The organism is Cohnella massiliensis (genome assembly GCF_900169535.1).
GTDB lineage: Bacteria > Bacillota > Bacilli > Paenibacillales > Paenibacillaceae > Cohnella > Cohnella algarum.
This window is the reverse complement of sequence record NZ_LT821259.1, coordinates 2,541,965-2,554,105: the sequence shown is the minus strand read 5'-3', so window position 1 is coordinate 2,554,105 and position 12,141 is coordinate 2,541,965. Positions and strand designations below refer to the sequence as shown.

Genomic DNA, 12,141 nt, shown 5'->3' with positions numbered 1-12,141 from the left:
TTTTGCTTGGCGGGCAGCTGGCGATTGGAAGGCTTCGTTGCGTTTTATCCAATCTGCAGAGCCAAAAAGGCAAAAGGCGCGACCCAGAGTGGATTTTATCCAACGAAAAATGGGGAATTCGGGCAAATAGCTTAAAAAGGCTGCGGCGGACGGTGCCTGGATGAAAAGTACGGACGCATCAAACGCCAATTACAATGTTACACCCATCATTAACCCCGGGTCAGGTTTGGGAGGTGCCCTCATGGACGATCATTTTCGTCGTTTGCAGGACAGGCTGAATTTGCGGTTCCGAAATCCCGCGTTGCTTCGTCAGGCGTTCACGCATACTTCGTACGTGAACGAGCAGCGCGGGGCGCGGACGCAGCATAACGAAAGGCTCGAATTTCTCGGAGACGCCGTTTTGCAGCTTACGGTTTCCGAGAAGCTGTACCGGATGTACCCGGATCGGCCGGAGGGGGAATTGACCCGGCTTCGGGCAAGCATCGTCTGCGAGCCGTCGCTTGTCCGTTTTGCCGAGGCGCTCGATTTCGGAAAGGTCGTGCTGCTCGGCAAAGGGGAGGAGCAAACGGGGGGCCGCACCCGGCCGTCGCTGCTCGCCGACGCGTTCGAGGCGTTCGTCGGCGCGCTCTATTTGGACCAGGGGCTGGAAGCGACCCGGTCGTTTCTGGACGAGCACCTGTTCGTCCATTTGCCGAAAGACACGGCAACGTCGCTTAAAGATCACAAAACCGAGCTCCAGGAGAAAATCCAGCAGCTCAATTTGGGCCAGCTCGATTACCGTACCGTCGAAGAGAGGGGACCCGCTCACGATCGGGAATTCGTCGTGATCGTCTACGTCGGCGACCGCAGCCTCGGCGAAGGAGCGGGCCGCTCCAAAAAAGAGGCCGAGCAAAAAGCCGCGGCCAAAGCGCTGCAGCGGCTGCAGGAAGGCGGCAGCCCCGGCCGGATGAAATCGGGGGAACGCAGGAGGTGATTTAAGCCGCTATGTTTTTGAGAAGGATCGAGCTAGCCGGCTTCAAATCGTTCGCGGACCGACTCGAACTCGAGTTCGGACGCGGAATTACGGCCGTCGTCGGCCCGAACGGCAGCGGCAAGAGCAACATCTCCGACGGCATCCGCTGGGTGCTCGGGGAGCAAAGCGCCAAAAGCCTGCGCGGCGGCAACATGCAGGACATTATTTTTGCCGGGAGCGACAGCCGCAAGGCGGTCAACTTCGCGGAAGTCTCGCTTACGCTGGACAACACCGACAAAGCGCTGCCGCTGGAGTTTTCCGAGGTGACGGTCACGCGCCGCGTTCACCGCAGCGGCGAAAGCGAATATTTGATCAACAAGCAGCCGTGCCGGCTGAAGGACATTACCGAGCTGTTCATGGATACGGGGATCGGCAAAGAAGCGTATTCCATTATCGGACAAGGCCGCATCGAGGAAATTCTCAGTACGCGATCCGAGGATCGGCGCGGCATTTTCGAAGAAGCTTCGGGCATCGTCAAGTACAAATCCCGCAAAAAAGAAGCGCAAAAAAAGCTCGAGGACACCGAAGCGAACCTGCTGCGGATCAACGACCTCGTCGTGGAGCTCGAAGGCCAGGTCGAGCCGCTGCGCAAGCAGTCCGAAAAGGCCGAAACGTACAAAACGTTAAAAGAAGAGCTGAAGGCGAAAGAAATCGCGCTTTACGTCCACCAGATCGAGACGACGCACAAGACGTGGTCGGAAACGAGCGAGCGGCTCGCGAAGCTGAAGGAAGAGGAATTGGCGCTGTCCGCCGAAGTCGCGCTTCACGACGCGAAGCTGGAGGAGGACCGCCAGTCGCTGCACCGGCTCGAGGAAACGCTGGAAAAGCTCCAGGACGAGCTGCTCCATACGAGCGAAGAGACGGAAAAAAGCGAAGGCTATGCCGAGCTGCTCAAGGAACGCCATGCGAATTTGCTGCGTAACCGGGAAACGATTGAAGGCAGCCTGGAGCAAACCGCGTCTCGCCTTGCCGAGGCGGAAGCGGAAGGGGCGGCTCTCGCGCAGCGGCGCGGCGTTCTGGAGACGGAGCTCGCGGCTTTGAAGGAGCGCCTCGAACGGGAAGAGACGAGGCTGGCGCTTGCCGACGGCAGCGGCGAGGCCGAAGAGAAGCTGAAAGCCGAGCTGTTCGAAACGATGAACGCGATGGCGCAGGCGCGCAACGATATCCGCTATTGCGAGCAGCAGCGGGAAGTGCTGGAGCGGCGCGTGCAGCGCTCGGCCGAGGAGAGGGCGAAGCTCGGCGAACAATCGGCGCTGCTTGCGTCCCGCAAGGAAGAAGTGGAAAGCCGGCTTGCCGAAGGGGCGGCCGCCGTCATCCAGGCGCGCGACCAATATGTCGCCGAGGGAGCGAGGTCTTCCGACCTGCAGCGCAGGCTGGAAGAAGCGCAGGCGGCGTTCCGCCGCGCCGAGCAAAAACGGGAAGCCCTCGTGTCCCGCCGGGATACGATCAAGGAAATGCAAAACGATTACGACGGCTTCCAGCACGGCGTCCGCGAAGTGCTCAAAGCGGCGAAACGGGGCCAGCTGCAAGGCGTGCACGGGGCGGTAGCCGAGCTGATCGGGGTTCCGGCCCAGCTCGAAACCGCCATCGAAACGGCGCTCGGCGGCGCGATGCAAAACATCGTCATGGAAAACGAAGCCACCTCGCGGACGGCGATCGGGTATTTGAAGCAGCGGCAATCCGGACGGGCTACTTTTCTGCCGCTCGATGTCATCCGTCCTCGCCAGCTCGGCGATCACGACCGAAAAATCGCCGGCGAAGCGGAGGGCTTCGTCGGGGTCGCTTCCGAGCTCGTCAAGTCGGAAGCCCGGTACGCGAACATCGTCGGCAGCCTGCTCGGCAACGTGGTCATCGCGCAAAAGCTCGAGCATGCGAACCGGATCGCCTCGCGGCTGCAATACCGTTATCGCGTCGTGACGATCGACGGCGACGTCGTCAATCCCGGCGGCTCGATGACCGGGGGCAGCCTGCAGAAAAAGTCGTCCAGCCTGCTCGGCCGGCAGCGCCAGCTCGAGGAGCTGGAACGCGAGATCGGCCAGGCGGAAAGCGACCGCGCCGCCTCGAAAGGCGAAGTCGACGACCTGAAGAAGGAGCTGTCGATCGTCGCCCAAAATATCGAGCAGCTGCGCGAGCTGGGCGAGCGGGAGAGGCTGAACGAGCAGCGGCTGACCGCCGAGCTTCAGCAGCTGACGCACGAGGAAAAGCAGCTCGGCGAGCAAATGGCGGCGCAGGAAGGCGAGACCGCCGCGCTCGGCGCCGAAGCGAGCGGGCTGGAGGCGGCTCGAAGCGAAGCGGACGCCCGGCTTGCCGCGTTGACGGCGGAGGAAGCGAAGCTTAACGAGCAAATGCGCGAAGCGGAAGAGCTTCGCCGCCGAAGCCAGACGGAGAAGGAAGAGCTGCAGGCGGAAGTGACCGAGCTGAAGGTGAAGACGGCCCGGCTCGAGCAGGATCGCCAGGCGGTCGACGACCAGTTCGGGCGGCACAAGAGCGAGCGGCAGCGGCTCGAGGCGGAAAGGCAGCAGCTGGCCGATGCGCTCGCGCAAAACCTGGAGGAGACGGCGCGCACCGAAGAAGAGCAGGTTCGGCAGCAGGAACGGCTCAACGAGCTGCGGCTGGCGAGAAGGGAATTCACGGAAGGAATCGAATTCAAGCGTTCCGACCGCGCCGAGCGCCTCCGGCAGCTCGAACTGAAGGAGAACGAGACGAAGGAGCAGCGCACCCGCCTCAAAAACGTCGAGGAACAGCTCCGGCAGACGGAAATCGCCGTCAACCGGATGGACGTCGAGCTGGACAATTTGCTGCGCAAGCTGAGCGAAGAGTATGAAATCGGCTTCGAATGGGCGAAGCAGAAATATCCCGTGCCGGAAGATATCGCGGCGGCGCAGAACGAGGCGCGCGAGCTGAAGCGCCGCGTGTCCGCGCTGGGCGACGTCAACATGGGCGCCATCGAGGAATACCGCCGCGTCAGCGAGCGCTTCGCGTTTTTGTCCGCGCAAAAGGAAGATCTGATCGAAGCGAAGTCGAAGCTGCATGAAATTATCCGGGAAATGGACGAGGAAATGTCGAGGCGTTTCCGGACGACGTTCGACGAAATCCGCAAGCATTTTATCGTCGTGTTCTCCCGGCTGTTCGGAGGCGGCCGCGCCGATCTGATTTTAAGCGAGCCCGACCGCCCGCTCGACACGGGCATCGACATCGTCGCGCAGCCCCCGGGCAAAAAGCTGCAAAACCTGCAGCTGCTCTCCGGGGGCGAGCGGGCGCTGACGGCGATCGCGCTGCTGTTCGCAATTTTGAACGTCAAGCCGGTTCCGTTTTGCGTGCTCGACGAGGTCGAAGCCGCCCTCGACGAAGCGAACGTGGCCCGGTATGCCCAATACATGCGGGATTTTTCCGAAGTGACGCAATTTATCGTCGTGACGCACCGCAAAGGAACGATGGAGGAAGCGGACCGCCTGTACGGGGTCACGATGGAGGAGGGCGGCGTATCCAAACTCGTGTCCGTCCGTCTGGACGAAGACGAGGATTCGGTCACGGCCACGGCCTGATGATTTTTTCGGCAATCGAACGAAGGTTGGAGGTTGGACGTTATGAGCTTTTTCAAAAGGCTGAAAGAAAGCATCGCCTCGAAAACCGAAGCGGTGACGAGCAAGTTTCGCGAAGGGCTGGCCAAAACCCGCGACGCCTTCGTCGGCCAGGTGATGGATTTATTTTCGCGTCGGTCTAAAATCGACGAAGCGTTTTTCGAGGAGCTGGAGGAAATTTTGATCGGCGCGGACGTCGGCGTGAACACGGTCATGGACTTGATCGACGACCTGCGGGCCGAAGTGAAAAAACGCAAAATCGAGGAAGCGTCGGAGCTGAAGCCGATTTTGTCGGAAAAGCTGGTCGCCCTGCTCAAAAGCGAAGACGAGTCGGCCGAGATCCGGATGAATCCTACGGGAATTACCGTCATCCTGTTCGTCGGCGTCAACGGCGTCGGCAAAACGACGACGATCGGCAAGCTCGCCTGGCGCTTCAAGCAGCAGGGCAAGTCGGTGCTGATGGCGGCGGGGGACACGTTCCGCGCCGGCGCGATCGAACAGCTTGAAGTATGGGGCGAGCGCGTCGGCGTCGACGTGATTCGGCAGCAGGCCGGTTCGGACCCGGCGGCCGTCATGTACGACGCCGTGCAAGCGGCCAAGCAGCGGGGCGTCGACGTGCTGCTGTGCGATACGGCCGGCCGGCTGCAAAACAAGGCGAATCTGATGGAGGAGCTGTCCAAGATTTATCGCGTCATCCAGCGGGAAATTCCGGGCGCCCCGCATGAGACGCTGCTCGTGCTCGACGCGACGACGGGGCAGAACGCCCTGCAGCAGGCGAAGCTGTTCGGCGAAAAAAGCGGCGTCTCCGGCCTCGTGCTGACCAAGCTTGACGGAACGGCCAAGGGCGGGATCGTCATTGCCATCCGCCAGGAGCTCTCGATTCCGGTCAAGCTCGTCGGCCTCGGCGAAAAAATGGACGATTTGCAGCAGTTCGACGCCGAGCAATTCGTGCATGCCCTGTTCGCCGGGCTCGCCGAGAGCGAACAGGCGGATTCGAAGCCGAGCGAATCGTCGGACGAATAAAGAACGAATCCGAAAACCCCGTTTAACAAAAGCTATTTCCGAAGGTCGAAAAGACTATCGGGAATGGCTTTTTTCGTAGTTCGACTGAAAGCGCTTTGAATATTATTTCCAAAAATAATAATTGACTACAAAGTGTTCTATTAGTAATATATTTCGTATGCGAAATATTTATAGGCATATCTTTTAGTAATAAGGAGTTGTCTGGAATGGAGGATGAGCTGCAAATAAGCAAACTGTTCAAATCGTTTCGCGAAGTAAACCAGGTGTTTCATCAAGCGATTTGGCGGGCGGCGGAAGGCATGGGAGTCACGCCGATTCAATTCCACGCTTTGAAGACGTTGAAGAAGCATCCGCGCATCAGCTTGACCGAGTTGGCGGAACTTATTCATATCGGCAACAGCGCGACCAGCGGCATCGTGGACCGGCTGGTCAAGGCGGGCATGGTCGCCCGCGAGAGGCCGGAAACCGACCGGCGCACCGTTGCCTTGAATGTGACCCCGAAAGGCGAGGAGCTGCTGCGGAAAGCGAACGATTCCGCAATGCTGGGAATGTCGTCGCTGACGGAGCTGCCCGAAGGGGACATCGATCAATTGCTGCGCATCCACCGGGCGATCGTAGAGAAATTACAGAACGTGGAGAGAGGGAATGAACAATGAGTCAGGCTGCTGCACAATTTAAAAGGGCGCCGATTATGGCGGCTTTGATCATCGGGGCGTTCGTGGCGATTTTGAACCAGACGCTGCTGAACGTCGCGCTGCCGAAAATCATGGACGATCTCGGCATTACGACGAATACCGCCCAATGGCTGACGACGGGCTTCATGCTCGTCAACGGCGTGCTGATCCCGATCAGCGCTTATCTCGTAGGAAAATTTTCGACTAGACAGCTGTTCAATACGGCGATGGGGCTGTTTACGATCGGTACGCTCATCTGCGCGATATCCGGCAGCTTTTCGATGCTGATGATCGGCCGTATCGTGCAAGCGGCCGGCGCCGGCATTTTGATGCCGCTGATGTCGGTCGTCACGCTGACCATCTTCCGGGTGGAAGAACGCGGCAAGGCGATGGGCGTCATGGGCATCGCGATGATTTTCGCGCCGGCGGTCGGTCCTACGCTTTCCGGCTGGATCGTCGAGCATTATGACTGGAACGTGCTGTTTTACTTGCTGCTTCCGCTTGCCGTCATCGCGCTCGTGTTCGGCGGCATCTTCATGAAAAACGTCGGCCAGCGCACGAATCCCCAATTGGATACGTGGGGCGTTATCTGGTCGACGCTCGGCTTCGGCGGCCTGCTGTTCGGCTTCAGCGAAGTCGGCAACAAGGAGGACGGCTGGAGCGATATGACCGTCATTCTGTCGCTGGTCGTCGGCGCCGTGTCGCTATTGCTCTTCGTTTTCCGCGAGCTTCGGACGAAGGTGCCGGTGCTCGAGTTCCGGGTGTTCAAGTACAACATGTTTTCGCTGACGACGGTCATCAACGTTATCGTGACGATGGCGATGTACGCCGGGATGATTTTGACCCCGATCTATTTGCAAAACATTCTGGGCTTCACGCCGATGAAGTCGGGCTTGTTGCTGCTGCCCGGAGCGATTCTCATGGGCTTGATGAGCCCGGTTACGGGGGCGATTTTCGATAAAATCGGCGCGCGCTGGCTCGCGGTCGTCGGCCTTGCCATTACGGCGGCGACGACTTGGGAATTTTCCAGACTGACGGTCGACACGTCGTACACGCACATGATCTGGATTTACTCGATCCGGATGTTCGGCATGAGCTTGCTCATGATGCCGATCCAAACGGCCGGCCTCAACCAGCTTCCGCAGCGGTTGAACGCCCACGGCTCGGCCATGTCGCAGACGCTGAGAACGGTCGCCGGAGCGCTCGGCACCGCGCTGCTCGTCTCGATCATGTCGAACAAAACGAAGAGCGAGCTGACGGAAGCGATGATCTCGCAAGGCATCGCCCAGACCGACACCGCAGCCGTGCTCGAAGCGACCCGGCATGCGACCGTCGCGGGCATCAATCACGCGTTCCTGTACGCGTTCTGGTTCACGATTGCCGCGCTGGCGCTTTCCTTCTTCATTCAAAAGACGAAGCCTAGCGAGGATTTCGCCAAAACCTCCGAGGCGCCGAAGCCCGCGACTGCCAAGTAACGGGCGGCCTCTCCAATGCCATCCTTTCGATCGCGCCGCGATCGGGGATGGTTTTTTTTGTATTAATAACCGACAAAAATCAATTTAAATGTTATGTAACTTTACATAAACTATTGCATTGAGGCGATGTCGAACCTAAAATGTTATTAATGATGACGAGGCGGAGGGGGATCCATGAGTACGATGTATTTGACCGTCGAGCAAGCCTTATCCGTCTATCCGCTTACGGAAGCGAAGCTGATTGCGGGCGATGCCGGCAAAAACCGGATCGTCAAGTCCGTCAACGTCATGGACGCGCCCGACATTACGGATTGGATCAAGGAGGGCGAAATGCTGTTTACGACCGCCTATTTGATCAAGGATCGGCCCGAGGAAGCGGCGGACCTGATCGACAGGCTCGACCGCCGAGGCTCGTCGGGACTCGGCATCAAACTGGGCCGCTTCTGGTCCTCTGTCCCCGAACCGCTCGTCGAACGGGCCGACAAGCTCGGCTTTCCTCTCATCGAGCTTCCGTTTCAGTTCACGTTTTCCGATCAGATGAACGGTTTGTTCCATGCGGAAATGAAGCGCAATACGAGCGTGCTGCAGGACGTGCTCGACAAGCAGGTCCGGCTGATGCGGTTCGCGCTCCAGGCCAACCCGGTCCGTCAGCTTTTCGATTCGGTGGCGGAGGTGATCGGCGACCCGATCGCGATCGTCGGTTCCCGGGGGAAGCTCGTCTACAACACGACCGGGCTGCCGGAAGCGGAGCTGGCGCGCGGCCGGCCATGGCCGCAGCATCCGACGTGGGTGAAGGAAGGGGGCTGGCAGGCGTTCGGCGTGCCGCTTAAACATTCGGAGCGCTGCACCGGTTACGTGCTGTTTTTTACCCCGCGAATGGCGTTATCCGCGATCGAGGAAAGCCTATACGTCCAGGCGGCCGAACTTCTTGCCTTTCATTTGAATTTTAACTACGAAAATGTTTACGAGCTGTCGGTGCGCAAGGATTTCGGGCAGCTCGTCAAGCGCCACCTGAAAAACGGCCTGTCGGCCGAGGCGCTTTCGGAGTATGCGGACCGGTGGGATATCGATTTGTTCCGGAACGCCTACCGCTGCGTGCTGACGGACGTCTCCGGCATGGCAAGCGAGGCGGCCCGCGCCGAAACGCTGGAAGCTTTGAAAGAGGAATACGTTTGCCATACCCGCCTTCAAGAGTTGAAGGGGACGCATATCGTAATGGAAGAAGGGCTCTTGTCGTTGTTTCCGGAGGCGGAAGCCGACGACGGAGGGGGGCTGGCCGCGGCGCTGGACCATTGCCTCGCCTGCTACAAAGGAGCGGAACCGAAGGCGGCCGTCAGCAGCCGAAAGAAACAGCCCGCGCTGCTTGCGGATGCGTTCAGGGAATGCGCGGAAACGCAGCGCTTGGCCCGGGACTGGGGGATCGGCGACCGGATTTTGCGTTACGAGACGCTCGATTTTGCGTTCATTTTCGAAAATGTGCCCACGGAAAAAATGCAATTTTATTGCGACCGGCTGCTCGGCGGCCTGATGAACAAAGATCCGGAATATGTTCAGGAGATGCTGCGAACGCTGGAAACGTATTTGGAAAACGACGGCCAGCTGAACGAAACCGCAAAGAAGCTGTTCATTCACCGCAACACGGCCACATACCGGATCGAGAAGCTGGGCGAGCTGCTGGATGTCGATTTTAAGCGGATAAACGATCTGCTCCGGCTCAAGATGGCGTTTCTGTTCCGGAAGCGGTTGTCGGGCGGGGCGGGAAGCCGTTCGGAGCGCGTTCGCTGACCGTTCAAAAAAAAGGGGGAGCAACAATGGCGACTACGCTTGTTCGCAATGCGATCATCATGACGATGAACGAATCGGGCGATATCGTGCATGGAGACGTTCTGGTCGAGGGGAACCGGATCAAACGAATCGGCGCCGACATCCGGGAGGAGGCGGACCGCATCGTCGAAGCCGGCGGGAAGGTTCTGCTGCCCGGCTTCGTGCAGACGCATATCCACCTGTGCCAGACTCTGTTTCGCGGGCGCGCGGACGATCTGGCGCTGATCGACTGGCTGCGCGAGCGGATTTGGCCGCTCGAGGCGGCGCATTCGGAGGATTCGATCTATTATTCCGCGCTGCTCGGCACGGGGGAGCTGATCCGGAGCGGGACGACGACGATTTTGGATATGGAAACGGTGCATTATACGGAATCGGCGTTTCAGGCGATCAAGGAAAGCGGGATTCGCGCCATATCCGGCAAGGTGATGATGGATCACGGGACGGAAGTGCCGCTTGCCCTGCAGGAGGATACGGACCGATCGCTGCAGGAAAGCGTCGATTTGCTGGAAAAATGGAACGGGGCGGCCAACGGCCGCATCCAGTACGCGTTCTGCCCGCGCTTCGTCGTTTCGTGCACGGAACGGCTGCTTGTCGGCGTGCGGGATTTGTCGGCGCAATACGGGGTTCGGGTGCATACCCACGCTTCCGAAAACCGCGAGGAAATCGCCATCGTGGAAGCGGAAAGGGGCATGCGCAACGTCGTTTATCTCGACCATATCGGCCTGGCCCGGCCGAATCTTATTCTGGCGCACAGCATTTGGCTGGATGAAGAGGAAAAGCGGATCATTCGGGACCGCGGCGTCAAGGTGACGCATTGTCCGGGTTCCAACCTTAAGCTCGCCTCCGGAATCGCCGAAATTCCGGATTTGCTGGAACGGGGCGTCGCGGTCGGAATCGGCGCCGACGGCGCGCCTTGCAACAACAACCTCGATATGTTTCAGGAAATGCGGCTGACCGCCTTCATTCAAAAGGTGCAGCACGGGCCGACCGTCATGAACGCGCGCACGGTGCTGCGCATGGCGACGATGGGCGGGGCGGAAGTGCTCGGACTCGAGAAGGATATCGGCAGCATCGAACCCGGGAAGCTGGCCGATTTTCAGCTTCTCGATCTGGAGGACTTTCATGCGTATCCTTCGCATGACGCGGACCTGTATTCCCGCGTCGTCTATGCCGCGACGCGCGGCGATGTGGATACGGTGATGATCGACGGGGAAATCGTCATGTCGGGCAAAGTCGTGCGGACGATCGACAAGTCGGCCGCGCTCAAAGGAGCGGACCGGTCGCTTGCGAAATTGCTCGCAAGAATCGGGTAGGGGGGATACGGATGGACGGTTACGAAATTTTGTCCTTTCTTCGGCGGAACGCGGAACCGGCCGTCCTGGCTACCGTCGTCGAGGTGAAAGGCCACGCTTATCGAAAAGCCGGCGCGATGATGCTGCTGAAGGAGGACGGAAGCGCGGTCGGGAGCGTCAGCCCCGGCTGCCTGGAGTCCGATCTTCGCGAGCGGGTTCGCGGGCTGCTCCGCAGCGGCCGGAGCGAGATTGTCGCCTACGATCTGCGTCCGGAGGAGGACGCGGTGTGGGGGGAGGCGGTCGGCTGCGGGGGCGCGCTGCGGATTTTGCTGGAGCCGGTCGGCGGCGAGCTGCGAAGGTTGCTCGGGCAAATCGCCGAACGCAACGCTCGGGGAGAAACCGTATGCTTGGAGCGAATCCGCGCGGATGGCGGGCTTCGGTATAAGCTCGCGTCGGCCGCGGGCAGCGAGGGCGGAAATTCGCGGGTACGAGAGCTGGAGCGAGGCGGAGCGCTTTTTTTCAGTCAGCTGTTCGAGCCCCGGCCGCGGCTGATTCTGTTCGGCGCGGGAAGGGATGCGGACCCGATCGTGCGGCTGGCCGGCCGCATCGGCTTTCAAGTGGCGGTGGCCGACTGGAGGCCTTCGCTCGTGAGCGAAGAGCGGTTTCCCGGCTTGGAGCTCGCGGTCGGATCGGCCGGGGCGATTGCCGAACGCCTGAACATCGGCGCCGGCGATTACGCGCTTTTATGCGGACACCAGCTGCAAAGGGATCGCGAAATGCTGGAGCTGCTGCTGGCGATCGGTCCCGCATACGTCGGAGTGATGGGCTCGCAAAGCCGGATCCGGCATTTGTTCGACGGATTGCCGAAGAGGGACTTCGTGCACGCTCCGGTCGGTCTGTCGATCGGCAGCGAGGGCGCCGAGGAAATCGCGGTCAGCATTGCGGCCGAGCTCATTGCGGTGAGAAGCGGTCTTCGCGCTTCGGCGGCGGGCCGGCGAACCGAAGCCGCGGGCATGCCGGCGTTAGGCGAGGCTGATGTTTTCGAGGCCCAAAACGTCTGCGAATGGAGATAAAACGTCAGGAAACTTGACTTATATCGGAAGAGAGTGCACGGCGCACAATGCGTGAGGGGTCCTTTTATTCTTACGTCCAATTAAATGTCATTTAAGTTGACTTGAAAATAACGCGACCTTATAGTATGAACTACATCCGAGATTGGACTCCAAGACGAAGACAGAGAGTCGGGGAGGAAAAAAATGA

The 12,141-nt window shown here is 59.7% G+C and carries 8 protein-coding genes; all 8 read left to right on the top strand.

What is annotated here, in order from left to right; all coding sequences use genetic code 11:
- Positions 1 to 241 precede the first annotated feature (241 nt).
- The 8 genes from rnc (at position 242) to B7E11_RS25660 (ending at position 11,954) form a co-directional block, all read left to right on the top strand.
- Positions 242 to 973 (top strand): ribonuclease III, encoded by a 732-nt coding sequence (gene rnc, locus B7E11_RS25695; protein ID WP_080840146.1) that lies wholly within the window; start codon positions 242 to 244, stop codon positions 971 to 973.
- 11 nt (positions 974 to 984) lie between these two features.
- On the top strand, positions 985 to 4,557 hold the full coding sequence (gene smc / locus B7E11_RS25690; RefSeq protein ID WP_080840144.1) for a chromosome segregation protein SMC: 3,573 nt from the start codon (positions 985 to 987) through the stop codon (positions 4,555 to 4,557).
- Positions 4,558 to 4,599: 42 nt separating this feature from the next.
- On the top strand, positions 4,600 to 5,616 hold the full coding sequence (gene ftsY, locus B7E11_RS25685) for a signal recognition particle-docking protein FtsY (RefSeq protein WP_080840142.1): 1,017 nt from the start codon (positions 4,600 to 4,602) through the stop codon (positions 5,614 to 5,616).
- A gap of 206 nt (positions 5,617 to 5,822) precedes the next feature.
- Positions 5,823 to 6,272 carry a MarR family winged helix-turn-helix transcriptional regulator gene (locus B7E11_RS25680; RefSeq protein ID WP_080840140.1) on the top strand — a complete coding sequence of 150 codons (450 nt, stop codon included), beginning with the start codon at positions 5,823 to 5,825 and terminating at the stop codon, positions 6,270 to 6,272.
- A 35-nt stretch (positions 6,273 to 6,307) separates the two neighbouring features.
- Positions 6,308 to 7,765: a DHA2 family efflux MFS transporter permease subunit gene (locus B7E11_RS25675; RefSeq protein ID WP_080840138.1), complete on the top strand. Its 1,458-nt coding sequence runs from the start codon at positions 6,308 to 6,310 to the stop codon at positions 7,763 to 7,765.
- A gap of 174 nt (positions 7,766 to 7,939) precedes the next feature.
- A complete protein-coding gene (locus tag B7E11_RS25670) occupies positions 7,940 to 9,550 on the top strand; it encodes a PucR family transcriptional regulator (protein ID WP_245809824.1) in 1,611 nt (536 codons plus the stop codon).
- A 26-nt stretch (positions 9,551 to 9,576) separates the two neighbouring features.
- Positions 9,577 to 10,902, top strand: a complete 1,326-nt coding sequence (locus B7E11_RS25665) for a 5'-deoxyadenosine deaminase (protein ID WP_080840136.1) — start codon at positions 9,577 to 9,579, stop codon at positions 10,900 to 10,902.
- A gap of 11 nt (positions 10,903 to 10,913) precedes the next feature.
- A complete protein-coding gene (locus B7E11_RS25660; RefSeq protein WP_080840134.1) occupies positions 10,914 to 11,954 on the top strand; it encodes an XdhC family protein in 1,041 nt (346 codons plus the stop codon).
- Positions 11,955 to 12,141 lie beyond the last annotated feature (187 nt).